The organism is Streptomyces sp. NPDC048171, assembly GCF_043202655.1.
GTDB lineage: Bacteria > Actinomycetota > Actinomycetes > Streptomycetales > Streptomycetaceae > Streptomyces.
Genome location: NZ_JBIDAU010000005.1, coordinates 257,862 through 284,514 on the forward strand (window position 1 = coordinate 257,862; position 26,653 = coordinate 284,514).

The 26,653-nt window shown below is 71.3% G+C and carries 25 protein-coding genes; 14 read left to right on the forward strand and 11 right to left on the reverse strand.

What is annotated here, in order from left to right:
- Nucleotides 1-158 precede the first annotated feature (158 nt).
- Nucleotides 159-1,151, forward strand: coding sequence for an NAD(P)H-quinone oxidoreductase (locus tag ACGF3J_RS15760; protein WP_161332048.1), 993 nt, complete (start codon nucleotides 159-161; stop codon nucleotides 1,149-1,151).
- A 390-nt stretch (nucleotides 1,152-1,541) separates the two neighbouring features.
- On the opposite strand, the gene ACGF3J_RS15765 is transcribed toward ACGF3J_RS15760, so the two are convergent.
- A complete protein-coding gene (locus ACGF3J_RS15765; RefSeq protein ID WP_202557465.1) occupies nucleotides 1,542-2,303 on the reverse strand; it encodes a hypothetical protein in 762 nt (253 codons plus the stop codon).
- A gap of 161 nt (nucleotides 2,304-2,464) precedes the next feature.
- Here ACGF3J_RS15765 and ACGF3J_RS15770 point away from each other — a divergent pair, with 161 nt between their 5' ends.
- Nucleotides 2,465-3,004, forward strand: coding sequence for a bacterial proteasome activator family protein (locus ACGF3J_RS15770; protein ID WP_161326331.1), 540 nt, complete (start codon nucleotides 2,465-2,467; stop codon nucleotides 3,002-3,004).
- A gap of 59 nt (nucleotides 3,005-3,063) precedes the next feature.
- On the opposite strand, the gene ACGF3J_RS15775 is transcribed toward ACGF3J_RS15770, so the two are convergent.
- Nucleotides 3,064-4,725 (reverse strand): Stk1 family PASTA domain-containing Ser/Thr kinase, encoded by a 1,662-nt coding sequence (locus ACGF3J_RS15775; RefSeq protein WP_161325858.1) that lies wholly within the window; start codon nucleotides 4,723-4,725, stop codon nucleotides 3,064-3,066.
- Nucleotides 4,726-5,073: 348 nt separating this feature from the next.
- On the opposite strand from ACGF3J_RS15775, the gene ACGF3J_RS15780 reads away from it, so the two are divergent.
- A complete protein-coding gene (locus ACGF3J_RS15780; RefSeq protein WP_161325859.1) occupies nucleotides 5,074-6,681 on the forward strand; it encodes a protein kinase in 1,608 nt (535 codons plus the stop codon).
- 16 nt (nucleotides 6,682-6,697) lie between these two features.
- Here the strand turns inward: ACGF3J_RS15780 and ACGF3J_RS15785 are convergent, their stop codons facing one another.
- Nucleotides 6,698-7,105 (reverse strand): pyridoxamine 5'-phosphate oxidase family protein, encoded by a 408-nt coding sequence (locus tag ACGF3J_RS15785; RefSeq protein ID WP_393854210.1) that lies wholly within the window; start codon nucleotides 7,103-7,105, stop codon nucleotides 6,698-6,700.
- Nucleotides 7,106-7,188: 83 nt separating this feature from the next.
- On the reverse strand, nucleotides 7,189-7,845 hold the full coding sequence (locus ACGF3J_RS15790) for a response regulator transcription factor (protein WP_161325861.1): 657 nt from the start codon (nucleotides 7,843-7,845) through the stop codon (nucleotides 7,189-7,191).
- A gap of 324 nt (nucleotides 7,846-8,169) precedes the next feature.
- Between ACGF3J_RS15790 and pdhA the strand changes: the two genes are divergently transcribed.
- From pdhA to ACGF3J_RS15805, 3 genes are read left to right on the forward strand one after another with little or no spacing between them, the layout of a single operon-like run.
- Nucleotides 8,170-9,411 (forward strand): pyruvate dehydrogenase (acetyl-transferring) E1 component subunit alpha, encoded by a 1,242-nt coding sequence (pdhA, locus tag ACGF3J_RS15795; protein ID WP_161325862.1) that lies wholly within the window; start codon nucleotides 8,170-8,172, stop codon nucleotides 9,409-9,411.
- Nucleotide 9,412: 1 nt separating this feature from the next.
- Nucleotides 9,413-10,393 (forward strand): alpha-ketoacid dehydrogenase subunit beta, encoded by a 981-nt coding sequence (locus tag ACGF3J_RS15800; protein WP_122616625.1) that lies wholly within the window; start codon nucleotides 9,413-9,415, stop codon nucleotides 10,391-10,393.
- Nucleotides 10,394-10,412: 19 nt separating this feature from the next.
- Entirely contained in the window at nucleotides 10,413-11,825 is a 1,413-nt protein-coding gene (locus ACGF3J_RS15805) for a dihydrolipoamide acetyltransferase family protein (RefSeq protein WP_161325864.1), read from the forward strand.
- 52 nt (nucleotides 11,826-11,877) lie between these two features.
- Here the strand turns inward: ACGF3J_RS15805 and ACGF3J_RS15810 are convergent, their stop codons facing one another.
- Nucleotides 11,878-12,861, reverse strand: coding sequence for a D-alanyl-D-alanine carboxypeptidase family protein (locus ACGF3J_RS15810; protein ID WP_161327622.1), 984 nt, complete (start codon nucleotides 12,859-12,861; stop codon nucleotides 11,878-11,880).
- 230 nt (nucleotides 12,862-13,091) lie between these two features.
- Here ACGF3J_RS15810 and ACGF3J_RS15815 point away from each other — a divergent pair, with 230 nt between their 5' ends.
- Both ACGF3J_RS15815 and ACGF3J_RS15820 read left to right on the forward strand, forming a co-directional pair.
- Complete coding sequence (locus ACGF3J_RS15815; protein WP_161327621.1) at nucleotides 13,092-13,742, forward strand: GntR family transcriptional regulator; 651 nt, start codon at nucleotides 13,092-13,094, stop codon at nucleotides 13,740-13,742.
- Complete coding sequence (locus ACGF3J_RS15820) at nucleotides 13,739-15,049, forward strand: nitrate/nitrite transporter (protein WP_161327620.1); 1,311 nt, start codon at nucleotides 13,739-13,741, stop codon at nucleotides 15,047-15,049. The genes ACGF3J_RS15815 and ACGF3J_RS15820 overlap by 4 nt, the downstream gene beginning before the upstream one ends.
- 133 nt (nucleotides 15,050-15,182) lie before the next feature.
- On the opposite strand, the gene ACGF3J_RS15825 is transcribed toward ACGF3J_RS15820, so the two are convergent.
- Nucleotides 15,183-16,007, reverse strand: a complete 825-nt coding sequence (locus tag ACGF3J_RS15825) for a maleylpyruvate isomerase family mycothiol-dependent enzyme (RefSeq protein ID WP_161327619.1) — start codon at nucleotides 16,005-16,007, stop codon at nucleotides 15,183-15,185.
- Nucleotides 16,008-16,189: 182 nt separating this feature from the next.
- Here ACGF3J_RS15825 and ACGF3J_RS15830 point away from each other — a divergent pair, with 182 nt between their 5' ends.
- Complete coding sequence (locus ACGF3J_RS15830; protein WP_161327618.1) at nucleotides 16,190-16,987, forward strand: carbon-nitrogen family hydrolase; 798 nt, start codon at nucleotides 16,190-16,192, stop codon at nucleotides 16,985-16,987.
- Between the two features lie 46 nt (nucleotides 16,988-17,033).
- Here the strand turns inward: ACGF3J_RS15830 and ACGF3J_RS15835 are convergent, their stop codons facing one another.
- The 4 genes from ACGF3J_RS15835 to ACGF3J_RS15850 all read right to left on the reverse strand — a co-directional run bounded on the left by ACGF3J_RS15835 (nucleotide 17,034) and on the right by ACGF3J_RS15850 (nucleotide 21,259).
- Nucleotides 17,034-17,543: an LURP-one-related/scramblase family protein gene (locus ACGF3J_RS15835; RefSeq protein ID WP_161327617.1), complete on the reverse strand. Its 510-nt coding sequence runs from the start codon at nucleotides 17,541-17,543 to the stop codon at nucleotides 17,034-17,036.
- A gap of 85 nt (nucleotides 17,544-17,628) precedes the next feature.
- Entirely contained in the window at nucleotides 17,629-17,877 is a 249-nt protein-coding gene (locus ACGF3J_RS15840; RefSeq protein WP_064731862.1) for a DUF6458 family protein, read from the reverse strand.
- A 115-nt stretch (nucleotides 17,878-17,992) separates the two neighbouring features.
- Nucleotides 17,993-19,291 (reverse strand): M18 family aminopeptidase, encoded by a 1,299-nt coding sequence (locus tag ACGF3J_RS15845; RefSeq protein WP_161327616.1) that lies wholly within the window; start codon nucleotides 19,289-19,291, stop codon nucleotides 17,993-17,995.
- Between the two features lie 141 nt (nucleotides 19,292-19,432).
- The gene (locus ACGF3J_RS15850; protein WP_161327615.1) at nucleotides 19,433-21,259 is read right to left on the reverse strand and encodes an acyl-CoA dehydrogenase; all 1,827 of its coding nucleotides are present in this window, start codon (nucleotides 21,257-21,259) and stop codon (nucleotides 19,433-19,435) included.
- 173 nt (nucleotides 21,260-21,432) lie between these two features.
- Here ACGF3J_RS15850 and ACGF3J_RS15855 point away from each other — a divergent pair, with 173 nt between their 5' ends.
- Together ACGF3J_RS15855 and ACGF3J_RS15860 are read left to right on the forward strand one after the other, a co-directional pair.
- Nucleotides 21,433-21,903, forward strand: a complete 471-nt coding sequence (locus tag ACGF3J_RS15855) for an SseB family protein (protein ID WP_064728881.1) — start codon at nucleotides 21,433-21,435, stop codon at nucleotides 21,901-21,903.
- A 118-nt stretch (nucleotides 21,904-22,021) separates the two neighbouring features.
- A complete protein-coding gene (locus ACGF3J_RS15860; protein ID WP_161327614.1) occupies nucleotides 22,022-22,993 on the forward strand; it encodes a pirin family protein in 972 nt (323 codons plus the stop codon).
- A gap of 39 nt (nucleotides 22,994-23,032) precedes the next feature.
- Here ACGF3J_RS15860 and ACGF3J_RS15865 read toward each other — a convergent pair whose 3' ends face one another.
- Nucleotides 23,033-23,467, reverse strand: a complete 435-nt coding sequence (locus ACGF3J_RS15865) for an ankyrin repeat domain-containing protein (RefSeq protein WP_161327613.1) — start codon at nucleotides 23,465-23,467, stop codon at nucleotides 23,033-23,035.
- A 271-nt stretch (nucleotides 23,468-23,738) separates the two neighbouring features.
- Between ACGF3J_RS15865 and ACGF3J_RS15870 the strand changes: the two genes are divergently transcribed.
- The 3 genes from ACGF3J_RS15870 (at nucleotide 23,739) to ACGF3J_RS15880 (ending at nucleotide 26,626) form a co-directional block, all read left to right on the forward strand.
- Complete coding sequence (locus tag ACGF3J_RS15870; protein ID WP_161327612.1) at nucleotides 23,739-24,023, forward strand: hypothetical protein; 285 nt, start codon at nucleotides 23,739-23,741, stop codon at nucleotides 24,021-24,023.
- Between the two features lie 138 nt (nucleotides 24,024-24,161).
- Nucleotides 24,162-24,455 carry a lactococcin 972 family bacteriocin gene (locus tag ACGF3J_RS15875; RefSeq protein WP_161327611.1) on the forward strand — a complete coding sequence of 98 codons (294 nt, stop codon included), beginning with the start codon at nucleotides 24,162-24,164 and terminating at the stop codon, nucleotides 24,453-24,455.
- 53 nt (nucleotides 24,456-24,508) lie between these two features.
- On the forward strand, nucleotides 24,509-26,626 hold the full coding sequence (locus tag ACGF3J_RS15880; RefSeq protein WP_161327610.1) for a hypothetical protein: 2,118 nt from the start codon (nucleotides 24,509-24,511) through the stop codon (nucleotides 26,624-26,626).
- Nucleotides 26,627-26,653 lie beyond the last annotated feature (27 nt).

A 26,653-nucleotide genomic window follows, 5' to 3' on the forward strand; every position in this document is an offset into this window, starting at 1 on the left:
GTGGTCCTTCCGCCTTCTTGGGCTACGCATGGGGAGACCTTTACCGTCGCGCAAACTCATCGGTCGTGCGAAGGGATTTCAGGAAGGACGGTCCCAAAGTCGCAGGGCGCTCGGTCCGGGGACCCGGGCACGGGGGACCAGAGGAGTAGCGTCGCCTCATGCATGCGATCACGATTTCCGAACCCGGCGGCCCCGAGGCGCTGGTCTGGACCGAGGTCCCCGACCCGGTGCCCGGCGACGGCGAGGTCCTGGTCGAGGTGGCGGCCAGCGCCGTCAACCGCGCCGACATCATGCAGCGCCAGGGGTTCTACGATCCCCCGCCCGGCGCCTCCCCGTACCCCGGCCTGGAGTGTTCCGGGCGGATCGCCGCGCTCGGGCCCGGCGTGTCCGGCTGGGCCGTCGGCGACGAGGTGTGCGCGCTGCTCTCGGGCGGCGGCTACGCGGAGAAGGTCGTCGTTCCGTCCGGCCAGCTGCTGCCGGTGCCCAAGGGCGTCGGCCTCAAGGAGGCGGCGGCGCTGCCCGAGGTGGTCTGCACCGTCTGGTCGAACGTCTTCATGGTCGCCCATCTGCGGCCCGGCGAGACCCTCCTCGTGCACGGCGGCTCCAGCGGCATCGGCACGATGGCGATCCAGCTCGCCAAGGCGGTGGGGGCGCGCATCGCCGTGACGGCGGGCACCCCGGAGAAGCTGGAGCGCTGCGCCGAGCTGGGCGCCGACATCCTGGTCAACTACCGGGAGCAGGACTTCGTCGCCGAGGTGAAGGAGGCGACGGGCGGCGCGGGCGCCGACGTGATCCTCGACAACATGGGGGCCAAGTACCTGGACCGCAACGTCCGGGCCCTCGCGGTGAACGGCCGGCTGGCGATCATCGGCATGCAGGGCGGCCGGAAGGGCGAGCTGGACATCGGCACGCTCCTCGCCAAGCGCGCCGCCGTGACCGCGACCTCGCTGCGGGCCCGCCCGCCGGAGGAGAAGGCCGCCATCGTGGCCGCGGTACGGGAGCACGTCTGGCCGCTGTTCGCCGGAGACGGCGGTGCTCGCGTGCGCCCGGTCGTCGACCGCGAACTGGCGATGAGCGCCGCCGCCGACGGCCACCGGGTGGTGGAGGAGAGCGGCCACATCGGCAAGGTGCTGCTGGTCACCGGGGCGTAGGGCCTCCGGCGGGTTGGGTCGCTGGGAGGTCGCGGTGCGTGTGGCCTCCGGCGGGTTGGGTCGCTGGGAGGTCGCGGGGCGTAGGGCCTCCGGCGGATGGGGTTGCTGGGAGGAGGTCGCGGTGCGTGTGGCCTCCGGTGGATTGGGTCGCTGGGAGGCTGCGGTGCGTAGGGCCTCCGGCGGATGGGGTTGCTGGGGGGCTGCGGTGCGTGTGGCCTCCGGCGGGTTGGGGCGCTGGAATGGCACGCCGCCTTGTCGGCGCCGGGTCATGCCGCAGGCGCCGGTGAGCGCGGTGGGCCCCGCGTCCGGGGCGCCATCCGCCCGGCCGGCCCGCCGGGCACGGGCGGCGCCGTGCCCCGCGGGCGGGCCGTGGTCCGTCATGGCGTCGGGCTAGCCCCGGCGCAGGCGCAGGCCCACGAAGGCGAGGGCCAGGCCGAGGCCGATGAGGACCAGGCCGCTGCCGAGGGGGAGGACCCGCAGCACGGGTCCGGTGGCGGCGGCACGCGTGCCGGTCCCGGGCTGTGACCGGGACGGCGAGGCGGAGGGCACCAGGGCGGCCTCGCCGGGCGGCTCGGCGGTGGCCGGGTCCTGGGCCGGGCCGTCGTGGTCGCCCCGCGCCCTGCGGCCGGCGTTCTCGTGGCCGCGGTCCTTCTCCGGCCTCCACTCTCCGGCACGGCCGGGCCGTTGCCTTCCCTCCCCCGGCACGCTCCCCGCCCGGGACGGCTCGGCCGTGGAGGCGGCGGGGGCCGCCGAACGCGCCGTGGCGTTGGCCTTCGAGGGCGAGGCCGTGGTGGAGGGCGTGGCGGAACCGTGCGCCCTGCCGCCCCCCGGCCGGGTCTGCCCGGCGGAAGGCACCGCGGGACCGGCCTCGGGCCGCTCAGCGCGCTCCGGGGGGCGCTCGCGCCCGCCGGACTGCCCGGGACGTGCGTGCCCGCCCCGTCCGTCCTGGTCCCCGGCGCCGTCGGGGCCGTCGGCGGCCGCCCCCGGCACCGCACCGTGCCCCGGCCCCGAGGGGGACGGGGTCAGGGCGGCTCCCACCGCCGCGAACCCGGCGACGCCGTGCGCCGCCCCCGCCCCGTACGGCACCAGCGCGCCGAGCCCCAGTGCCCCCACCAGTCCCGTCGCTCGCAGTGTGCGCAGCCATGGAGTCACGTCCGTGACCCCCTCCCGGTGTAACCAGTCGTGGAAAATCGACGGAACAAGCCTCACACCGGGCGCTCATTCCGGCATTTCGGACGGGTCCGAACGCGGTGCGGCACCTTTGGGCGGGGGCACCGCCCGCCCGTCTCGCACCGGTGCGAGACAATGGCGGCATGGAGATGCCGAGGAACGACAGGTCGCCGGAGAACCCCCAGATCCTGGTCGTCGGCCAGGACGGAATGGCGCTGGGCGGCGGCGGGGACGACGACTCCCGGGAGGTCCCGGTGACCGAGCAGGTGGAGCAGCCCGCCAAGGTCATGCGGATCGGCAGCATGATCAAGCAGCTGCTGGAGGAGGTGCGCGTCGCACCGCTGGACGAGGCGAGCCGCGCCCGGCTCAAGGAGATCCACTCCAGCTCGGTGAAGGAGCTGGAGGACGGACTCGCCCCGGAGCTGGTCGAGGAGCTGGAGCGGCTCTCGCTGCCGTTCACGGACGGCGCGACCCCGACCGACGCCGAACTGCGGATCGCGCAGGCGCAGCTGGTCGGCTGGCTGGAGGGCCTGTTCCACGGCATCCAGACCACGCTGTTCGCCCAGCAGATGGCCGCGCGGGCGCAGCTGGAGCAGATGCGCCGTGCCCTGCCGCCGGGGGTCGCCCCGGACGGCGAGGAGCCCCCGCAGCCGGGCGGCCGCTCGGGCGGCCCCTACCTCTAGTCGGACAGGGCGAAGGGCCCGGCAGCAGCTGCTGCCGGGCCCTTCGCGGTGTCACGCGCTCACTCGGAGGCCGGGTTGCCCGTCGAGACCTTGAGCTGGATCTCCGGCATGTCCTCCGGGTCGACGTCCGTGCCGGCCGCCGGGAACTGGTCCCGGATCGAGCCCTCGCCGTACGTGTTCTCGTCGACCTCGACGACCTTCATCCGCCAGCCCGCGGCGTTGAAGCACTCCTTGACCGAGGCGATGTACTTGAACGTGAAGTCCGGCACCTTGATCTTGTCGGGGTCGTTGTACGACTCCTCCGGCTCGGTGCACTCGTCCTTCTCCATGGTCTTCGTCTTGTCCGGCCCGCGGTAGCCCGCCGCCTTCGACGCCGACACGGAGGCGCTGGGGGAGGCGCCGCCCTCCGGGTCCTCACCGCCGCCGCCGTTCATCAGCAGCGCGCCGACCAGTCCGCCGACGGCCACCACGGCGACCACGATCGAGCCGATGATCACCGGCTTGTTGTTCCTGCCGCCGCCCGCGCCGCCGGAGGCCGGGGCCGACGGCGTCAGGTTGTACGGCGGCGGCGTGGACGCGCCCTGCTGCCCGTGCTGCCCGTGCTGCCCATACGGGGCGGGCGTCTGGTAGCCGCCCTGCTGCGGGTAGCCGTAGGCGGCGGGCGAGTGCGTGGCGGGGGCCGGGCCGCCGTACGGGTTCGGGGCCGGGGTCGGCTGGTACGGCGTCTGGACGGGGCCGGTGGGGGCCGGGGTGCCCTGGTCGACCGGCGGGAACACCGCGGAGCCGACACCGGCGCCGCTCGCCGCGGCCGCGCCGGGCACGATGCTCGGCGGGGCGGCGTGGAAGGACTGCGCCACCCGCAGGCACTCGTCCCGCATGGCCTCGGCGCTCGGGAAGCGTTCGTTCGGGTTCTTCTTCAGGGCGCGGGCCACCAGCGCGTCCACCGCCGGGGGCAGCGACCGGTTGACCGAGGAGGGGGCCACCGGCTCCTCCTGCACGTGCGCGTACGCGATGGCCAGCGGCGAGTCCGCGTCGAACGGCAGCCGCCCGGTGACCAGTTGGAACAGCATGATGCCGACCGAGTACAGGTCGGAGCGGGCGTCGACGCCGCGGCCGAGGGCCTGTTCCGGCGAGAGGTACTGCGGGGTGCCGACCACCATGCCGGTCTGCGTCATCGAGGTGACGCCGGACTGCATGGCGCGGGCGATGCCGAAGTCCATGACCTTGACCACGCCGCGCTTGGTCATCATCACGTTGCCCGGCTTGATGTCCCGGTGGACCAGGCCCATCTCGTGGCTGATCTCCAGGGCCGCCAGCACGTCCGCGGTGATCTTCAGCGCCTTGTCGGCGGGCATCGCGCCCTGCTGCCGGACGTCCTCGTCGAGCACCGAGCCCAGCGGGCGGCCCTCGACGTACTCCATGACGATGTACGGCGTCGTCATGGAGTCCAGCTCGTCCTCGCCGGTGTCGAAGACCGAGACGATGTTGGTGTGCGTGAGCTTGGCCACGGCCTGGGCCTCGCGGCGGAAGCGCTCGCGGAAGGCCTGCTCCCGGCCCAGCTCGGTGTGGAGCGTCTTGATCGCGACCTGGCGGTCGAGGACCGAGTCGTACGCCAGGTGCACGGAGGCCATACCGCCCTCGCCGAGCAAGTCGCGCAGCTGGTAGCGGCCGCCGGCGAGCGCGCGCCCCGCGTACCGGCCCTGTCCGGCGTCCTGGCTCATGTCTCTGCGTCCCCCATAGGCGCCGCGGCGCCGGTGGCAGCAGGCCGCGCGCTCGTGATCGAAAGTGCTATTCCCGGCCAAGTCTGCCCGAGGGCACTGACACGTCAAGCGCGGTGCCCGTTCCGTGACCGTACGCGAAAGAAGCGTCGCGGAAGCGTTACAGCCGTCGTACCGCCGGTACACAGAATTTGCACGACAGTAAGGAACCAGGGTTTCATGACCGGTCCGTCTCATGTCCGGTCCCGGCCCCCCATCCCGGACCGGAGGCCGCCGCGGAGCCTGTAGCGTGGCCGACGGAGACCGTAACAACACCGCGCGCACCGCGGGCAGAAACGACGGCGAGGACTGATGGCACAGCAGCAGCGCGCCCAGGGCCCGTCCGATCCCGAGGCGAATGGCGGCGGTATGGCTGACGCGCCGGAGACCTGGGGCAACGGCGGCCTGGTCGGCGACGGCCGGTACCGGCTGACCCGCAGACTCGGGCGGGGCGGCATGGCCGAGGTGTTCGCGGCCGAGGACGTCCGCCTGGGCCGCACCGTGGCGGTCAAGCTGCTCCGTGCCGACCTGGCCGAGGACCCGGTCTCCAAGGCGCGCTTCACGCGCGAGGCGCAGTCGGTGGCCGGCCTCAACCACCACGCCATCGTCGCCGTGTACGACTCCGGCGAGGACTTCGTCGGCGGCCAGTCCGTCCCGTACATCGTGATGGAGATCGTCGAGGGCCGCACCATCCGCGACCTCCTCCTGAACGCCGAGGCGCCCGGCCCCGAGCAGGCGCTGATCATCGTCTCCGGTGTCCTGGAGGCGCTCGCCTACTCGCACCAGCACGGCATCGTGCACCGCGACATCAAGCCGGCCAACGTCATCATCACCAACAACGGCGCGGTGAAGGTGATGGACTTCGGCATCGCCCGCGCCCTGCACGGCGCGTCCACGACGATGACGCAGACCGGCATGGTCATGGGCACCCCGCAGTACCTCTCCCCGGAGCAGGCCCTCGGCAAGGCCGTCGACCACCGCTCCGACCTGTACGCGACCGGCTGCCTGCTCTACGAACTGCTCGCGCTGCGCCCGCCGTTCACCGGCGAGACCCCGCTGTCCGTGGTCTACCAGCACGTCCAGGACATCCCGACGCCCCCGTCCGAGGTCTCCGACGCCACCCCGCCGGAGCTGGACGGCCTCGTGATGCGCTCGCTGGCCAAGGAGCCCGACGACCGGTTCCAGACCGCCGAGGAGATGCGCGGGCTGGTCCAGTACGGGCTCCAGATGCTCTACGAGCAGGGCAGCCACACCGGCACCTGGAACACCGGCCCGGTCACCGCCCACGACGGCCGGCAGACGCCGGCGGCCGGTCTCGCCGGCACGTCGGTGATGCCGAACCCCGGCCACGGCGCGTCGGGCACCCAGCAGATCCCGCAGCCGATCCTGCCCGGCCGCTACGGCGGGGGCGACGACGGCGGCTTCGAGGGCAACGGCAACAAGGGCAGCGGCCGCGGCAAGCTGTGGATACTGGCCGTCCTCGCGGTCATCGCCATCGCGGCCGGCGTCGCGCTGGCCCTGAACAACGGCGATGACGGCAAGGGCGGCACCGACACGGACAAGAGTCCGTCCGCCAGCGTCTCGGAGAGCACCGGCGACGAGTCGCCCAGCCCGTCGCCCAGCGACGAGGAGACGCAGGAGAGCACCGACCCGGGCACGGACCAGGACAACGGCGGGGGCGGCACCGGCGGCGGCGACTGGACGCCGTCGTACTCACCCTCGTACACGCCCTCCCAGAGCCAGACGGAGGAGCCGACCGGCGACCCCACCGGCGACCCGACCGGCGATCCGACGACGCCCACGGACGACCCGACGACGGACCCGACCGGGCCGACCGGCGACCCGACCGGCGATCCGACCGGCGGCACCGAGGGCGGCGGCGGGACCGGCGCCCCGGGCGGCGAAGGGGACAACGGCTGACCGGAGCGCCGCGGGTTCACAGGGCGCCGACGGCGCCCTCCGTGACGTGCACCGAACCGAACTGCGGGTCGATCCGCAGATAGACCGGATCGAACGGCTCGCCGTCCACCCGGCGCCGTGCGGGGCCGAACCGCTCGACCTCGGCGGCACTCGGCTCGTGCGCCTCGCACCGGCCCACCACCTGCGCCGTCCACAGGCTCTCGCCGGGCCCGGCGGTGCTCAGGTTGTCGGCGCCGTACGCGACGACGCTCCCGGCGCAGACCTGGTGGTAGCCGCAGCTCCTCGGCATCCGCAGCAGGACCCGGGCGTCGGTCACGATGTGGCGCGCGAAGGCGAGGAAGGGCAGGGCGCGCATGGTCGTGGCGGCGCGGCCGTAGGCGGTGCGGGCGAGCAGGCCTACGGCGTGTTGTGCGTCGGTGGGCATGCACTCACTGTGTGCGAGCGGAGGCGGCGGCGACAGAGTCGCCCGCCCCGGCAGGACGGGACGTAAGTCCCGGTTCGGGCGGCTCAGCGGCTCTCCGCCTCGAGCCGGGCCACGAAGGCCGCCGCCTGGGAACGCCGCTGCATCCCGAGCTTGGCCAGCAGACTCGACACGTAGTTCTTGATCGTCTTCTCCGCCAGGTTCAGCCGCTCGCCGATCGCGCGGTTGGTCATCCCCTCGCCGATCAGCTCCAGGATGCGGCGCTCCTGGTCGGTCAGACGGGCCAGCCGGTCGTCGGGCTTGGCGCCGCCGTCGCGCAGCCGCTCCAGCACCCGCGCGGTGGCCGCGGGGTCGAGCAGCGACTTTCCGGCCGCCACGGCGCGTACGGCGCTCAGCAGCTCGGCGCCCCGGATGTCCTTGAGGACGTAGCCGGAGGCGCCCGCCATGATCGCGTCGAAGAGGGCCTCGTCGTCGGCGAAGGAGGTCAGCATGAGGCAGCGGACGGACTCGTCCCGGGAGCGGATGTCGCGGCACACCTCGACGCCGCTGCCGTCGGGCAGCCGGACGTCCAGCACCGCCACGTCCGGACGGGTGGCCATGACCCGGGCCGCGGCGTCGGCCACCGTGCCGGCCTCGCCGACCACCTCGATGTCGGACTCGCCCGAGAGCAGATCGTGCACCCCCCGGCGCACCACCTCGTGGTCGTCGAGGAGGAATACCCGGATATTTCCGTCTTCGCGCACGCGGTCAGTCTCACACACCGGCTCTTCCCGTGCCCGGGGTGGCCGGGATAACGTGCCGTTGTTCCGGCCCCCTGCGAGGCTGTGACCAGGACAACTTCCGCACTTCGCCGATTTACTTGGAAATCCGAGTAAAAACGCAGGTCAGGAGGGGTTTCACAGAAATGTGGAGCACTGGGTAACGTGCTGTTCGCAGGGCGCTCGCCGGGGCACCTGTCACGCCTGTCCCCCGATCGGGCCGCACCCACCCTCGTGCGACCACCGGGAAACAGGTGAGCCGCACTGGCTTCCGGCGAACCCGGGGGTCGGACCGACGGAGGAGCACACGTGACCGAGAGCACTGCCGCGCGCAAGCCGCGACGCAGCGCCGGAAGCAAGGCGGCCGGTACCACCGGCACCAAAGCCGAGACCACCGGCAAGCGCACCGCACGCACCACCCGCACCACACGCAATGCTGCCCAGAAGGGCTCCGAGACGGAGCTGGTGCAGCTGCTGACGCCCGAGGGCGAGCGCGTCGAGCCCGGCAAGAACTCGCCGTACGCCGAGTACGCCTCGTTCGTCGACGGCATCACCCCCGACGAGCTGCGCGGCCTGTACCGCGACATGGTGCTCACCCGTCGCTTCGACGCCGAGGCCACCTCCCTCCAGCGCCAGGGCGAGCTGGGCCTGTGGGCCTCGCTGCTCGGCCAGGAGGCCGCCCAGATCGGCTCCGGCCGGGCCACCCGCGAGGACGACTACGTCTTCCCGACCTACCGCGAGCACGGCGTCGCCTGGTGCCGCGGGGTCGACCCGACCAACCTCCTCGGCATGTTCCGCGGCGTGAACAACGGCGGCTGGGACCCCAACGGCAACAACTTCCACCTGTACACCATCGTGATCGGCTCGCAGGCGCTGCACGCCACGGGCTACGCGATGGGCATCACCAAGGACGGCGCGGACTCGGCCGTGATCGCCTACTTCGGTGACGGCGCCTCCAGCCAGGGCGACGTCAGCGAGGCGTTCAACTTCGCCGCCGTCTACAACGCCCCCGTGGTGTTCTTCTGCCAGAACAACCAGTGGGCGATCTCCGAGTCCAACGAGAAGCAGACCCGCGTGCCGCTCTACCAGCGTGCCCAGGGCTTCGGCTTCCCCGGCGTCCGCGTCGACGGCAACGACGCGCTGGCCGTCCTCGCGGTCACCCGCTGGGCGCTGGAGCGGGCGCGGCGCGGCGAGGGCCCGGCGCTCATCGAGGCGTACACGTACCGCATGGGCGCCCACACCACCTCGGACGACCCCTCCCGCTACCGGCACGACGACGAGCGTGCCGCCTGGGAGGCGAAGGACCCGATCCTGCGTCTTCGCCGCTTCCTGGAGGCCGCAAACCACGCGGACGAGGGATTCTTCGCGGAACTGGAGGCGGAGAGCGAGGCGTTGGGCAAACGAGTGCGCGAAGTGGTCCGTGCCATGCCGGACCCGGACCGGTTCGCCATCTTCGAGAACGTGTACGCGGACGGGCACGCGCTCGTCGACGAGGAGCGAGCCCAGTTCGCCGCCTACCAGGCGTCGTTCGCCGAGGCAGAGGGGGTCTGACATGGCAGCGGAAAAGATGGCGCTGGCCAAGGCGATCAACGAGTCGCTGCGCCGCGCACTGGACTCGGACCCCAAGGTCCTGATCATGGGCGAGGACGTCGGCAAGCTCGGCGGCGTCTTCCGGGTGACCGACGGTCTCCAGAAGGACTTCGGCGAGGACCGGGTCATCGACACCCCGCTGGCCGAGTCCGGCATCGTCGGCACCGCCATCGGCCTGGCCCTGCGCGGCTACCGCCCGGTGGTGGAGATCCAGTTCGACGGTTTCGTCTTCCCGGCCTACGACCAGATCGTCACCCAGCTGGCCAAGATGCACGCCCGCTCGCTGGGCAAGGTCAAGATGCCGATCGTCATCCGCATCCCCTACGGCGGCGGCATCGGCGCGGTCGAGCACCACTCCGAGTCCCCCGAGGCGCTGTTCGCGCACGTGGCGGGCCTGAAGGTGGTCTCCCCGTCGAACTCGGCGGACGCCTACTGGATGATGCAGCAGGCCATCCAGAGCGACGACCCGGTGATCTACTTCGAGCCCAAGCGGCGCTACTGGGACAAGGCCGAGGTCAACCGGGAGGCCATCCCGGGCCCGCTGCACACCGCGCGCGTGGTGCGCGAGGGCGGCGACCTCACGCTGGCCGCGTACGGCCCGATGGTGAAGCTCTGCCAGGAGGTCGCCGACGCGGCCGCCGAGGAGGGCAGGTCGCTGGAGGTGGTGGACCTGCGGTCCATCTCCCCGGTCGACTTCGACACGATCCAGGCGTCGGTGGAGAAGACCCGCCGCCTGGTCGTGGTCCACGAGGCACCGGTGTTCCTGGGCTCGGGCGCGGAGATCGCGGCCCGGATCACGGAGCGCTGCTTCTACCACCTGGAGGCCCCGGTGCTCCGGGTCGGCGGCTACCACGCCCCGTACCCGCCGGCGCGTCTGGAGGAGGAGTACCTGCCCGACCTGGACCGGGTGCTGGATGCCGTCGACCGCTCGCTGGCGTACTGAGGAGGGGAGCGTGACGACGATGACGGACAGCTCCGTGCGTGAGTTCAAGATGCCCGACGTGGGCGAGGGGCTCACCGAGGCCGAGATCCTCAAGTGGTACGTCCAGCCCGGTGACACGGTCACCGACGGGCAGGTGGTGTGCGAGGTCGAGACGGCCAAGGCCGCCGTCGAGCTGCCCATCCCCTACGACGGCGTGGTCCGCGAGCTGCACTTCCCCGAGGGCACCACCGTCGACGTGGGCACGTCGATCATCGCGGTCGCCGTGGGCGGCGCGGCGGCCGAGGCCCCCGTGCAGGAGGCGGCCCCGGCCGCGGCCGAGGAGGCGCCGGCCGACGCGGAGGAGAAGAAGCCGGAAGGCCGCCAGCCGGTCCTGGTCGGGTACGGGGTCTCCACCTCGGCGACCCGCCGCCGCCCCCGCAAGGGCGCACAGTCCCCGGACGACCGGCAGGCCCCGGCGGCGGCCGCGATCCAGGCCGAGATGAACGGCCATGGCAACGGCCACGCCCCGGCCGCCGCGCCGGTCCCCGGCGAGCGCCCGCTGGCCAAGCCGCCGGTGCGCAAGCTGGCCAAGGACCTCGGCGTCGACCTGGCGACCGTGGTGCCCTCCGGCCCGGACGGCATCATCACGCGCGAGGACGTGCACGCGGCCGTCGCACCGGCCCGGCCGGAACCGCAGGCGGCCCCGGTGGCGGCTGCCCCGGCCCCGGCGGCGCCGGCGTCGCACGACACCGCGCGCGAGACCCGGATCCCGGTCAAGGGCGTCCGCAAGGCGACGGCGGCGGCGATGGTCGGCTCGGCGTTCACCGCGCCGCACGTCACCGAGTTCGTGACGGTCGACGTGACGCGCACGATGAGGCTGGTCGAGGAGCTGAAGCAGGACAAGGAGTACGCGGGCCTGCGCGTGAACCCGCTCCTCCTGATCGCCAAGGCCCTGCTGGTCGCGATCAAGCGCAACCCGGACGTCAACGCCTCCTGGGACGAGGCCGCGCAGGAGATCGTGGTCAAGCACTACGTCAACCTGGGCATCGCCGCCGCGACCCCGCGGGGCCTGATCGTCCCGAACATCAAGGACGCCCACGCCCAGACGCTGCCGCAGCTGGCGGGGTCCCTGGGCGAGCTGGTGTCGACGGCGCGGGAGGGCAGGACCAGCCCCGGCGCCATGCAGGGCGGCACGGTGACCATCACCAACGTCGGCGTCTTCGGCGTCGACACCGGCACACCGATCCTCAATCCCGGGGAGTCCGCGATCCTCGCGGTCGGCGCGATCAAGCTCCAGCCGTGGGTGCACAAGGGCAAGGTGAAGCCGCGTCAGGTGACCACCCTGGCCCTGAGCTTCGACCACCGCCTGGTCGACGGCGAACTGGGCTCCAAGGTCCTCGCCGACGTGGCGGCGGTCCTGGAGCAGCCGAAGCGGTTGATCAGCTGGGCGTAGCCGGGAGGAACCGGGCCGCGCGTCCCCGCCGGGGAGGCGCGGCCCGGTCCGGTCAGAGCTTGCCGAAGCCGTAGTTCATGATCTTGGTGGCGTCGGTCGCGCGCTGGGTGGACGACGTGGACGCCAGGACCGTGCCGATGACGGTCTTGCCCTTCCGGGTCGCCGCGAAGACCAGGCAGTACTTGGCCTCCGGGCCCGAGCCCGTCTTCACGCCGATGGCGCCGCTGTAACTGCTCAGCAGCGTGTTGGTGTTGGTCCAGGCCGCCATGGTGCGGGTGCCGCCCGTCTTGGTGACCGTCTTCGCCGTGTACTTCTTGGTCTTGACGATGGTGCGGAAGGTCGAACTCTTCATCGTGTTGCTCGCGAGCTTCGTCAGGTCGCGCGGCGTGGAGTAGTTCTTGCCGTTGCCGATGCCGTCGAACGAGTCGAAGTGCGTGTTCTTCAGGCCGAGGCTCTTGGCGGTGGAGTTCATCTTGCCGATGAACGACTTCACCCGGGCCGCCCGCGTGGAGCCCGAGCCGAACTTGTCGGCCAGCGCGTACGCCGCGTCGCAGCCGGAGGGCAGCATCAGCCCGTAGAGCAGCTGCCGGACCGTCACCTTGTCGCCGACGATCAGACGGGCGGAGGAGGCGTTCTTCGACACGATGTAGTCGCTGTACGCCATCTGGATCGTGACCTTGGCGTCCAGGTCCAGCTTCGGCTGCGCGAGCACGACCTTGGCGGTCATGATCTTGGTCGTGGAGCCGGTGGAGAGCTTGGTGTCGGCGGCCTTGGTGTACAGCGAAGCGCCGTTCGCGTCGTTCATCAAGAACCCGCCCTTGGCGGCGATCGACGGTGCCGGGACGGCGGTGCGGACGCCGTTGGCCTTCCACGAGTGAGTGGGCTGGGAAACGGTGCGCACGCCGCCGGCCTTCCACCCGGGCTCGGCGGCCTGGGCGGGTGCGGAGGCGAGGACACCGGCCGCGAGCACGGCGCCGCCGGTCAGTGTGACGGCGGCGGCTCTGCGGGAGCGGCTGCCCAGAATGCTGTTTATCAAGTCAAGTACCCCGATTGTGGTGAATTCCCCTGAGGCGCGGCCTGTTTGCGGTCGGTGCGGATGGGGCCGCGACTGTGCGACTCGTGAATAGCACGGAAGGTTGCCCTGCGGCAGGGCGGGGTGAGGGGTCCCCCTGGTAGTAGGGGTGAGGGGTCCCCCTCAAAGGTGACCGGACGTCCGCATGCTGGACCGGCCCCGTCTTGCGTCCCTGTTGTATCTATCCTGTCGGCATGACCACGGCAGTGAAGCAACCCCCCGCGGCGGACCGCGTCTACACCCACGTCAAGCAGGGCGTCCTGGAGCGCCGCTACGAGGGCGGGACGCTGCTCACCGAGGGCGAGCTGGCCGAGGCCGTGGGGGTCTCCCGCACGCCGGTGCGCGAGGCCCTGCTCCGGCTGGAGGTCGAGGGCCTGATCCGGCTCTACCCGAAGAAGGGGGCCCTGGTCCTGCCGGTGTCCGCCCAGGAGATCGCGGACGTGGTGGAGACCCGGCTGCTGGTCGAGGAGCACGCGGCCAGGAAGGCCGTACCCGCACCGCCCGGCCTCGTCGAGCGGCTGGAGGAACTGCTCGCCCGGCAGAAGGAGCAGGCCGCCGCCGGGGACTTCGTCGCCGCCTCCGTCACCGACCGCTGCTTCCACGCCGAGATCGTCCGCAGCGGCGGCAACGAGATCCTCTCCCGCCTCTACGACCAGCTCCGCGATCGCCAGCTGCGCATGGGCGTCGCCGTCATGTACTCGCATCCCGACCGGATCGCCAAGACCCTCACCGAGCACGAGGAGATCCTCGACGCGCTGCGTTCGGGGGACGCGGAGGCGGCGGTCGCCGTCGTCGGCCGCCACGTGGGCTGGTTCTCGAACCTGGCGCGGGGGGAGGTCCGATGAGCACGGCCGGCTCGGCCGGGACCGGCCTGCCCGGCGATCCGCCGGGCGGCCGGCGCGCGATGGCCGTGTGGGGCATCGGCGTCTCCGTCTACTTCGTCGCCGTCATCTTCCGCACGTCGCTGGGGGTCGCCGGTCTCGACGCCGCCGACCGCTTCCACGTCAACGCCTCGGCGCTGTCCACCTTCTCCATCCTCCAACTGCTGGTCTACGCCGGTATGCAGATACCCGTCGGCCTGCTGGTCGACCGGCTCGGCACCAAGCGGGTGCTGGGGATCGGCGTGGTGCTGTTCACGGCCGGGCAGCTCGGCTTCGCCTTCTCACCGTCGTACGGGATGGCCCTCGCCTCGCGGGCGCTGCTGGGCTGCGGCGACGCGATGACCTTCATCAGCGTGCTGCGGCTGGGCACCCGCTGGTTCCCCGCCCGCCGGGGGCCGATGGTCGCCCAGCTCGCCGGTCTCGTCGGCATGGCGGGCAACCTGGTCTCCACCCTCGTCCTGGCCCGGCTGCTGCACGGCGTCGGCTGGACGGCCGCGTTCGCGGGCAGCGCGCTCGCCGGTGTGGTGGTCTTCGTCCTGCTGCTGCTCTTCCTGAAGGACCACCCCGAGGGGCACGAGCCGGAGCCGGTGCCCCATCAGGGGGCCGCGTACGTACGGCGGCAGATCGCGCTGTCCTGGCGGGAACCGGGGACGCGGCTGGGGCTGTGGGTGCACTTCACCACCCAGTTCCCGGCGATGGTCTTCCTGCTGCTGTGGGGCATGCCGTTCCTGGTCGAGGCGCAGGGGCTGTCCCAGGCCACGGCCGGCACGCTGCTCACCCTCGTCGTGCTGTCCAACATGACCGTCGGCCTGGTCTACGGCCAGATCATCGCCCGGCACCACGCGGCGCGGCTGCCGCTGGCGCTGGGCACGGTGGGCGCGACGTCGGTCCTGTGGGCGGTGACGCTGGCCTACCCGGCCGACCACGCGCCGATGTGGCTGCTGGTCGTGCTCTGCACCGTGCTCGGGGCGTGCGGGCCGGCGTCGATGATCGGCTTCGACTTCGCGCGGCCGGCCAATCCGCCGGAGCGGCAGGGCACGGCGTCCGGGATCACGAACATGGGGGGCTTCGTGGCGTCGATGACCACGTTGTTCGCGGTGGGGGTGCTGCTGGACGCGACGGGGGACGACTACGGCGTCGCGTTCTCTTCCGTGTTCGTGTTGCAGGCGCTGGGGATCACGCAGATCCTGCGGCTGCGGAAGCGGGCCGCTCGGCGGGAGAGCGAGCGGTTGGTCGCCAGTCGGGTGGAGACGGTGCACGTTCCTGTGTAGGGCACCGGCGTGCGTGCGGGGCGGGGGTGGGTGCGCAGCCCGGCGTGACGGGGTGCCGCTGCGCCCACCCGTGCCGCCCCTGGGGGTACCTCCCAGGCCGTTCAGGCACTGGGGGAGGCACGACTGCCCGCAGCTACGCGGTTACCGTGAAGTGGCGCAGGATCGCGTCCGTCAGGTCCGGGTCGCCCTCCGTCTTGATGCGGTCCGCCGACGCCTGGAGGCTCACGCGGCCGCAGGCCAGGCGGAAGTACGTCTCCCAGTCCATGGTCAGCGTCGCCGCCGGGCCGAGCGCGGGCGCCGTCTCCAGGGTGCCGCGGCCCTGGATGTCGACGCGGATCGTGCGCAGGAACTCGACCGGGCCGTGCACGTCGAAGACGACGGCCGAGCTGCGCGGCGCGTCCGCGCGTTCGGCGACGACGGCCGGCAGCTCGTCGAGCAGGACGTCACGGGCGACGTGCGCGCCCGGGGAGTCGAGGTTCCCGGGGCGGCCGAGGGCGGTGCGCAGGTCCTGCTCGTGCGCCCACACGTTGAAGGCGTGCCCACGCATCGCCTCCTCCAGGGTCAGCTCGGTGGAGAGCGGGCCGCGCACCTTCGTACCGGGGTCCCGCGACTCGTTCCGCAGCTGGCGGTTGCGCCGGATGATCATGTACTCCAGCTCGGACGTCATCTCGGGGGCCGTGTGGTGGCGGCGGACGTCGACCTGCATCTCCGTGTAGCGCTGGTGGTCGTTGGTGACGTGGTAGAGGTCGCGCGGCAGGGTGTGGATGGGGCGGGGGTCGCCGAGCATCTCGGAGTCCAGGCCCAGGACATGGGAGACGATGTCTCGCACCGACCAGCCCGGGCAGGGGGTACGGCGGTTCCACTCTGCTTCCGCAAGCGGCTGGACCAGCTCGGATATCGCCTCGATGGAGTGAGTCCAGGCGTCGGCGTAGGGCTGGAGGGTGGGATGCAGACTCACGGAACGGGACCCCTCGGCGGTCGGTACACGGGCGGGCGGTGGCGGCGGTGCCAGTGGGCGGTGGCTGCGGTCGGCGGGCGTCTTGGGACGCTAAGTTACGCTGCTGTGCGGCACCCCGGCAGTGCTTTCGTGTGACGATCGTAGGCCCGTGTGGACGGCTCGAACGCCAGGACGGTGGTAGTGTGCGCGCCTCTTTGATCCAAATCGCCGTGAATGAGGACGAAACTCCCGAAGCGCGCCGAGTGCGCGCGGCGGCTCTGGTACGGGAGCAGGCGGGCGCCGATCTCGTGGTGCTGCCGGAGCTGTGGACCACCGGGGCGTTCGCCTTCGACGACTTCGAGGCGCGGGCCGAGCCGCTGACCGGCCCCACGCACGAGGCGATGGCCAAGGCGGCGAGCGACACGGGCGTGTGGCTGCACGCGGGTTCGGTCCCCGAGCGCGCCCCGGACGGAGTCCTCTACAACACCTCGCTCGTCTTCTCCCCCTCCGGCGACCTTGCCGCCTCCTACCGCAAGATCCACCGCTTCGGCTTCGACAAGGGCGAGGCCGTGCTGATGGGCGCGGGGCGCGAGCCGGTGACGGTCCGTCTGCCGGAGACCAGTCTCGGTGTGGCGACCTGCTACGACCTGCGCTTCCCCGAACTCTTCCGCTCGCTCGTCGACGCCGGGGCCGAGACGCTCGTGATCCCGGCGGGCTGGCCGGAGCGCCGCCGGGCCCACTGGACGCTCCTCGCCCAGGCGCGGGCGGTGGAGAACCAGGCGTTCGTCCTCGCCTGCGGAACGGCCGGGACGCACGCGGGAGTTCCGCAGGCCGGCCACTCGATCGTGGTCGACCCCTGGGGCGAGGTGCTGGCCGAGGCCGGGGCCGGTGAGGAGGTCCTCACGGTGGAGTTCGACCCGGCGAAGGTGGCGACGACCCGGGAGCAGTTCCCGGCCCTGAAGGACCGTGTGATGGGGCTGGCGGCCCCGCGCCCGCGGTAGCCGCCGCCCCGTATCCGGCCGGCCCGTCTCCGGCCGGCCCGTCCGTTCAGTCGTCCTCGCCGTCGTCCTTCTCCCGTTCCTTCTCCGCCAGGTGGATCACGCAGACGGTCAGCGCGATCAGCAGCGCCGGGTCCGCGTCGTCCCGTACGACGTCCACACCGTAGGTGTCCCGGAGGGTCAGCCAGCGGCGGGAGATGACGGCCAGCAGTTCGCCGTCGTACTCGACGGCGAACTCCCGGTCGAGGATCTTGCCGCTGACGTCCAGCTCGGTGCCGTCGGCCAGGGCGACGCGGTAGTGGTTGCGCAGCAGGGAGAGACGTTTCCGCTTGATCCGCGCCAGGGGCTCGCCGGCCCGCTCGATCACCATGGTGTCGCGCAGGGCGAGCATCTTCTGGTGGATGTCGATGAGCACGCGTCCCTGGGCGTCCTTCAGCTCCCAGGTGTCCCGCAGCCGCATCGCCTTGCCGTCGACGAGGTACACCTTGCTGCCGGTGTCGTCCTCGATCCAGTAGTCGTCACCGATGCCGAGGAGCCGGTCGTACACGAGGAATCTCATGTCCGGACCGCTTCCCCGCCGGACGCCGGGGAACGCGGCCGGTAGGCCGACAGGATGAGCGTGCCCGCGCGCGGCGTGCGGCCGGTCAGGCGCCGTAGCCGTTGCTGTAGCCGTCGCGCGGCTGGTGGGAGCGGTCCTCGACGACCTGGGTCGTCGGCGGCACCATGACGCGCCTGCGCCGGGCGATGCTGCTGAACGTCGCGACACCGATCAGGCCGACCACCATGAAGATGACCCCGACCAGGTCGAGGTTGACGCCCTGCATGTCCCAGTCGGTCGCGAACGTGAGGATGGCTCCCACGGCGATGAGGATGATGCACCCGCCGAGGCCCATGAGTGTCGCCTCCCTGTAGAGCCGGTCGGATCCGGGTTTCCGGTCGATCCGGTTCCGTTCGGGTACCCCGGGTGTCAACCCGCATGCCGTGGAACGCCGTTCGGCGTCTCGCGGTCTACGGACGGAGGAACGCCACCAGCGCGTTGGCCAGCAGGTGCGGGTCGTCGGCGCCGCACAGCTCCCGGGCGCTGTGCATCGACAGGATCGCCACGCCGATGTCCACGGTGCTGATGCCGTGCCGTGCCGCGGTGATCGGGCCGATGGTGGTGCCGCACGGCATGGAGTTGTTGGAGACGAAGGTCTGGAAGGGGACGTCGGCCTTCTCGCAGGCGGCGGCGAAGACGGCGCGGCCCGAACCGTCGGTGGCGTAGCGGTTGTTGACGTTCACCTTGAGGAGGGGGCCGCCGTTGACGCGCGGGTGGTGCGTCGGGTCGTGCCGCTCCGCGTAGTTGGGGTGGACGGCGTGGCCCGTGTCGGAGGACAGGCAGGCGGTGCCGGCGAAGGCGCGCGCCCGGTCCTCGTACGAGCCGCCGCGCGCGAACACCGAGCGCTCCAGGACGCTGCCGAGCAGCGGGCCGTCGGCGCCCGTGTCCGACTGGGAGCCGGTCTCCTCGTGGTCGAAGGCGGCGAGTACGGGGATGCACGAGAGGTCGGCCGCCGAGGCGGCGGCCGCGATCAGCGCGGCCGTTCCGGCGTGCACCGACAGGAGGTTGTCCATGCGCGGCCCGGCCACCAGCTCGTTGTCGCGGCCCAGGTAGGCCGGGGCCTCCACGGAGTGGGTCATCAGGTCCCAGCCGGTGACCTCCCCGCGGGCCAGGCCCGTCTCCTCCTCCAGGAAGGCGATCAGGTCGCCGTCGCGCACGGAGTCCCCGAGGCCCCAGACGGGCTGGAGGTGGCGCTGCTTGTCGAGCTTCAGGCCCTCCGCGGACACGTTGCGGTCCATGTGGATGGCGAGCTGCGGAACGCGCAGCAGCGGGCGGTCGATGTTCACCAGCCGGGTGGAGCCGTCGCGCAGCGAGAGCCGGCCGGCCAGGCCCAGGTCGCGGTCGAGCCAGGAGTTCATCAGAGGGCCGCCGTAGACCTCCACGGCGACCTGGCGCCAGCCGTGCGCCCCGCTGTCCGGGCGCGGCTTGACGCGCAGGTTGGGGGAGTCGGTGTGCGCGCCGACGATGCGGAAGGGGGTGTGGGGTTCGGCGCCCTCCGGCACGTACCAGGCCACGAGCGCGCCGCCGCGCAGCACGTACCTGCCGCCGGCGGACCCCTCCCACGCGTCCGTCTCGGCGACCTGCCGGAATCCGGCCTTCTCCAGCCGCTCGGCGGCGGTCGCCACCGCGTGGTACGGCGTCGGGCTGGCCGCCAGGAAGGACATCAGGTCGTCGGTGTGGCCGCGGTCGAAGCGGGACGGTGCGCTCATGGGGTTCACCTTAACGACGTACGAGGGCCCGCTCCCGGTCTGCCGGGAGCGGGCCCTCGTGAGGGTGTGTGGGGAGTGTGGAGACCGGACTCCCCGGTACCGATCGGACCGGGGAGGCGCGGGCCCCTGAGCCGGAAGGGCCTAGAACGCGGCCTCGTCCAGCTCCATCAGGTCCAGCTCGACACCCTGGGCGACCTTGCGGGCCAGGGTCAGGCCGGGCAGGACGTTCGCGGCGAAGAACTTCGCGGCGGCGATCTTGCCGGTGTAGAAGGCCTTGTCCCGGGCGGAGGCGGTCGGCAGCTTCTCGGCGGCCACCGCGGCGCCCTTGAGCAGCAGATAGCCGACGACCACGTCGCCGGAGGCGAGCAGCAGGCGGGTGGTGTTCAGCCCGACCTTGTAGATGTTCTTGACGTCCTGCTCGGTGGCCGCGAGGTCGGTGAGCATCAGGCCGACGATGGCCTCCAGCTCCACGGCCGCCTTGGCCAGGTGCTCGCGGGCGCCGGACAGCTCCTCGCCGCCGGTGGCCAGCGCCAGGAACTTCTTGATGTCCTCGGCGAGCGAGTTCAGCGCGGCGCCCTGGTTGCGGACGATCTTCCGGAAGAAGTAGTCCTGGCCCTGGATCGCCGTGGTGCCCTCGTACAGGGTGTCGATCTTGGCGTCGCGGATGTACTGCTCGATCGGGTACTCCTGGAGGAACCCGGAGCCGCCGAAGGTCTGGAGCGACTGGGCGAGCTGCTCGTAGGCCTTCTCCGAGCCGTAGCCCTTGACGATCGGCAGGAGCAGGTCGTTGAGGGCGTGCTCGGTCGACGCGTCCTCGCCGTTCGCCTCCTTGACCTGGATCTCGTCCTGCACGGACGCGGTGTACATCACCAGCGCGCGCATGCCCTCGGCGTACGCCTTCTGCGTCATGAGGGAGCGGCGGACGTCCGGGTGGTGCGTGACGGTGACCTTGGGGGCCGACTTGTCCATGAAGTTGGCCAGGTCGGGGCCCTGGACGCGCTCCTTGGCGTACTCCAGCGCGTTCAGGTAGCCCGTCGACAGGGTGGAGATCGCCTTCGTGCCGACCATCATGCGGGCGAACTCGATGATGCGGAACATCTGGCGGATGCCGTCGTGCCGGTCGCCGATCAGCCAGCCCTTGGCGGGGTGGCGGTCGCCGAAGGTCATCTCGCAGGTGTTGGAGGCCTTCAGGCCCATCTTGTGCTCGACGTTGGTGGCGTAGACGCCGTTGCGCGCGCCCAGCTCGCCGGTCTCGAAGTCGAACTCGTACTTCGGGACGAGGAACAGGGAGAGGCCCTTGGTGCCGGGGCCGGCGCCCTCGGGGCGGGCGAGGACGTAGTGGAGGATGTTCTCCGACATGTCGTGCTCGCCGGACGTGATGAAGCGCTTCACGCCCTCGATGTGCCAGGAGCCGTCCTCCTGCTGGACCGCCTTGGTGCGGCCCGCGCCGACGTCCGAGCCGGCGTCCGGCTCGGTGAGGACCATGGTGGAGCCCCACTGCTTCTCGACGGCGAACGAGGCGATGTGCTTCTGCACCTCGTTGCCCTCCTCGAAGAGGATGCCGGCGAACGCCGGGCCGGAGGAGTACATCCACACGGCCGGGTTGGCGCCGAGGATCAGCTCCGCGTAGGCCCAGATCAGGGAGCGCGGCGCGGTGGTGCCGCCGATCTCCTCGGGCAGGCCCAGGCGCCAGTACTCGGAGTCCATGAAGGCCTGGTAGCTCTTCTTGAAGGACGCCGGGACCGGCGCGGTGTTGGTCTCCGGGTCGAAGACCGGCGGGTTGCGGTCGGCGTCGGCGAAGGACTCGGCCAGCTCGTTCTCCGAGAGGCGGGTCAGCTCCTCCAGGACGCTCTTGGCGGTGTCGGTGTCCATCTCCGCGAACGGGCCGGTGCCGTAAACCTTGTCACGGCCGAGCACCTCGAAGAGGTTGAACTCGATGTCCCGGAGATTCGGCTTGTAGTGCCCCATGGCGACGGCTCCGTTGAGAGATCGGCGAGGCACTGGATCCTCGCATCTGTACACATACCGACTGTGCGTACCAAGCAGTAGCTCAGCCTCGCTACCGATGATGCTACCCGTCGGTAATAAGAAGCAACCCCGAGCGGGTCATCTGTGACTCGTTACTCGTTACTCTTTGCGGCATGTACGGCTACGACCAGACCGCGGGTCCTCAGCAGCAGCAGTACGCCCCGCCGCCGCAGCAGCCGATGGGCGGCGGATACGGGCAGCAGCCGCCGCTGTACCCCGAGCCGTCCCCGCCCTCCCTTGCGGACGCGGTGCGCGCCTTCACCACCGGCCAGATGTCCGCCGAGGACTTCCAGCAGATCTTCGCGACGTCGAAGGTCTACTGCCCGCGCGGCGACAACCCCGGGTTCCTCGCGCTGCACAACACCCAGCAGCCCGTGATCCCGATGTTCACCGGCCTGAAGGAACTGCGCCGGTACGCGGGCAAGGAGTCCAAGTACTTCGTGATCACCGGGGCGGAGGTGATCGACCTGCTGCCGACCGGCTACGGCTTCGTCCTGGACATGGAGGGCGAGCACCGGATGGTCTTCGACGCGAAGGCCGTCGAACAGATGGTCGATTTTGCGATGCGCCGTATGTATGGCTAGGCGTCGCGGCCGCCACTGCTGGACGAGCCCGGAGGGAATGCCCTCCGGGCTTTCGTGGTTCGGACTGGCAAGAAGTTCAACGCTCAACTAAAGTGGGCGTACCCGAGGAGGTACCGACATGCCCGCAGTGACCGTCGAGAACCCGTTGACGCTGCCCCGTGTATCCGCGTCCGCAGACGCCGTCGCACGCCCCGTGCTGACCGTCACGACCGCTCCCAGCGGTTTCGAGGGGGAGGGCTTCCCGGTGCGCCGCGCGTTCGCCGGGATCAACTACCGCCATCTCGACCCGTTCATCATGATGGACCAGATGGGTGAGGTGGAGTACGCGCCCGGAGAGCCCAAGGGCACCCCCTGGCACCCGCACCGCGGCTTCGAGACCGTCACCTACATCATCGACGGGATCTTCGACCACCAGGACAGCCAGGGCGGTGGCGGCACCATCACCAACGGCGACACCCAGTGGATGACGGCGGGCTCCGGACTGCTGCACATCGAGGCGCCGCCGGAGCAGCTGGTGATGTCCGGCGGCCTCTTCCACGGGCTCCAGCTGTGGGTGAACCTGCCGGCCCGGGACAAGATGATGGCCCCGAGGTACCAGGACATCCGCAGCGGCTCCGTCCAGCTGCTCACCTCCCCCGACGGCGGCGCGCTGCTCCGCGTCATCGCCGGTGAGCTGGACGGTCACGACGGCCCGGGGATCACGCACACGCCGATCACCATGGTCCACGCCACGCTCGCCCCGGGCGCCGAGGTCACCCTGCCCTGGCGGGAGGACTTCAACGGCCTGGCGTACGTGATGGCCGGCCGCGGTTCGGTGGGCGCCGAGCGGCGTCCGGTGCACCTCGGGCAGACGGCGGTCTTCGGGGCCGGCGGCTCGCTGACCGTCCGCGCGGACGAGAAGCAGGACGCGCACACGCCGGACCTGGAGGTCGTGCTGCTCGGCGGCCGGCCGATCCGGGAGCCGATGGCGCACTACGGGCCGTTCGTGATGAACACGCGCGACGAGCTCCAGCAGGCCTTCGAGGACTTCCAGAAGGGCCGGCTGGGGACGGTCCCGGCGGTGCACGGGATGACCGAGGACGGTCTGTAGGTCCTCCGGCGCCGACGGCGCCCGGCGGGGGGGCGGTGGCTACACGGTTTCCGTGGAGGGCGCCGCCCCCGCCGCGATCAGGAGCGCGGCGGTCTCGGGGTGGGGGCCGTCGTTCGCCCATTCCAGGGGGGAGCGGCCGGCTCCGTGGTCCTCCCGGAGCCCCGGATCGGCGCCGTGCGCCAGCAGTTCCCGCACGGTTTCCGCGTGCCCCCAGCACGCCGCCGCGCACAACGGGGTGCCCTCCGCGCCGACTCCGCGGCTCTCGGTGTCGGGAGCGGCGCCCGCCTCCAGCAGCAGTCGCACGATCTCGGTCCTGCCGCTCACCGCCGCCTCGTACAGGGGGAGCGTGCCCTCGCCGTCGCCCCGCTCGGGGTCGGCGCCGGCCCGCAGCACCGTCCGCGCACGAGCGGCGTCCCCCAGCAGTATCGCTTCGAAGAGGTGGCGGGAAAGTTTCTTCTGCTGCCGCTGCTTCATGGGTGTGGAGGTTAGCGGAGACGAAGTGGCGCGAGCCATCCGGAGCAGGTGTCCTCCGCGTTCCATCAATGTGCAGTGATCATGGTCACCCCGTAGTGACTGGATAAACTCCGTCCCCGCCGCGTAACTTCTGGACGTCCACTCACCCGGCCGACCACCGGGAACGAGTGGCTTTTCACGGGGGCGAGAGCAAGACTCACATCCCGCATTGGCCTCTGGGCCAAGGCGGGATGAGGTGTGCCCCCACACATTTCAAGGGGGATCAACACTCATGCGCAGAATGCTTGTCATCGGCCCACTCCTCACCACTGCCGTGGCGGTGGTGATTCCACTGAGCGTCGCCGCTCCCGCCGAAGCGGCACGGGGCTGGACGGCGCACTTCCAGTGCACCAAGAAGCGCATTTCGGATGACACCGCTCATGGGTTCGTGCAGGGGCACGGCACCGGAAAGACGGCTTCGGACGCCAAGAAGGCGGCCAAGAAGAACGCCAACGACCAGATGCCCCGCGGATATCGCGCCAAGCACTGCACCCAGAAGTCGGTCAAGCAGCTCTGACCCGGGCCTGCCCGTCTTCTTCCGCCCGTCAGGGCACACCCATCCCTGCGGGCACACCCATGCCCGTCGGGGCTCACCCATGCGCGTCAGGGCACACCCATGCGCGTTTCAGCAGGCAAGAACGGAAGCGAGTCACACATGCGTATGAAGAACGGCCTCAAGGCCGCAGCCGCCGCCGGTGCCATCGTCATGGCCGTCGCCACTCCCGCGCTGGCCAAGTCGGTCGACGTCAGTGGCGGCCGGTGGAGCTACGACGTGGGCGCCAACTACGCCTACTCGAACTTCTACCACAGCGTCAATTACCACGCTTCCTCCGTTCACGGAAGGAGCTGGGCGTACAGCGGCTGCACCGCCAACAAGAAGTGGTCCAAGGCCTCGGTGGAGAAGTCGAGCGTCCACCCCAACAGCGCCCATTACGACGCGTCCTGCTGACCTTCCGCCGTACGCCACTGCTCACCGATCGAATACCCGGACCTAGGTGACCGATGCTCCACCGAGGTATCAAATACGTCCATGCCGCCGTACTGGCCACCTCAGCGATGATGGCCTTTCTCTTCGTGCGGGGGCTGGACGAGCAACTGGTACTGGGAAATTCGGCCCAGGTCTGGGTGTTCGAGTCCGACGATTCCGTGAGTGGTGCCCGGGTGGCCCGCGAGATCACCGAGTTCTCGGAGGAACACGAGATCTCGGTGGCTCGTGAGGCCCCCGACGTGCGGAATCCCGACGGAATTCGGCACCTTTATCTGAGCACGGGTGCCCCGCATTCCGACGCCGCTTCGTGGCTGCGCGACGGATACCCGGGCTTCAGCGCGCACGTCGACACGCGCGTGCATCCCCTCGCCGACATCGGGCAGCGGGATCCGCGGGGCTTCTACTACGTGTTCGGATCGCCCGAGGCCGCCGACGCGCTGGTGGCCGAGTTCAGCGGGCTCGGACTGCGCGCAAGCGTGCAGCACCCGCTCTCGGCCGGTGAACTGGCCCAGTTCTTCTCGGGCGACGACCTCTTCTGGACCTTCTGGGTCGTGGCCCTCGCCGCGGCGGCGACGACCGGCGCGAGCGTACTGCTGAGTGCCAAGGCGTACGGGGTGCTGCGCCTCCAGGGCAAGTCCCTGTGGGACGTCCTCGCCCGTGACCTCCGGCAACTGGCGGGGTTCTGGGCGGCCGCCGGCTGCGCGGTGGCGGCCGTGACACTCGGCTTTCTCGGCTACTACAACGGACTCGCCTGGCTGGGGCTGTTCGCGTCGGTGGCCGTCGCCCTGGCGGGACCGCTGGTCCTCCTGGTCCTGGCCACCCACGCGGCCGCCCTCGTCCTGATCTCCAAGGTGGCGCTGGTGCGCGCCCTCAAGGGCGAACTGCCGGGGCGGGCGGCGCTCGTCGCCACCTACCTGGTGCGTGTCCCGGCGCTGCTCCTCGCGCTCGCCGTCGCCATGGACGTGGCCCTGGCCTGGCAGCACGTCATGGCGCGGCAGGACACCCGGAGCGCCTACGCCCGGGCGGGCGACGCCGTCACCATCCGCCTCAACGGCAGCCTGGTGGGTGAGCAGAGCAAGGTCATCGCCCAGGTCGGCGGGTGGCTGCGCCGGTCCGACACCGCGGGCGAGATCGTCGTCGCCGGGCGCCGCGACCTCCGGGACGCCTCCTCCGAAGTCCGGCTCCCAGCGGGCGAGATGCTCGTCGTCAACGAGACCTTCCTCGCCCGGCAGCCGGTCCTCGACCCGACCGGACGCCGGTACGCGGCACGGTCGCCGGACGGGAGCGGCCCGGACGCCCACGCCGTGCGGCTCATCGTCCCCGACTCCCTCGCCGGCCACACCGCGGACATCCGCGCCGGGCTCCCCGACATGTTCGGGCGGCTCGCACCCGAGGTCCGCCGCAAGCTGGAGGTGACGTCGCTGCGGGCGAAGGACGGTCAGCGCCTGTTCGGCTACAACTCCGGCGCTCTGAGCCCCAACACGGCCCACCGCCCGGACGACGACCGGTCCCTGGTGCGCGACCCCGTCCTGGTCGTGGTGCCCAGCGGCTCCCGGATCCTCTCCGACGACACCTACACCGCGTTCGCCAGTCAGGAAGGCATCGTCTTTCCCGACCGGGAGGACGCCCTGGGCGCGATCACGGCGGACCCGAACGGACTGGGGACCTACGTCACCTCCGTGCGTCCGGTGGGACAGAGCGCCGCGCTGAAACTGCGGGACGCGGTGCACGACTTCCGGCTGCAGCTCTTCAACCTCGCCGCGGCTGTGGCCGTCCTGGTCGTCACCGGCGTCGGTGTCTGCATGATCCACGTGCGCAGACGTGCCCAGACCGTCTTCGCCCGGCACGTCAGCGGCTGGAGGTTCACGGCCAACCACCGCCTCGTCCTCGCCTCGGAGGGGATTCTGGCCGTGTTCCTCGCCTGCTGGGTTCCCGTGCGGGTCTGGCGGCAGAACCAGGAGCTGGCGGAGTTCACCGACCGCGGCATCCCCGCTCCGTTCCCGGCGGTCGAGACGACCACGTCGGACCTCGCCGCCATCACCGCTCTCGTGGCCGTCCAGGTGTGCGCCGTGCTCATCGCACTCGGCGTCTTCCACCGCCGCGTCGTCAAGGAGGGGGCGGCCGACTCATGAGCCTCTCGCGGACGAGAACCCCCCACC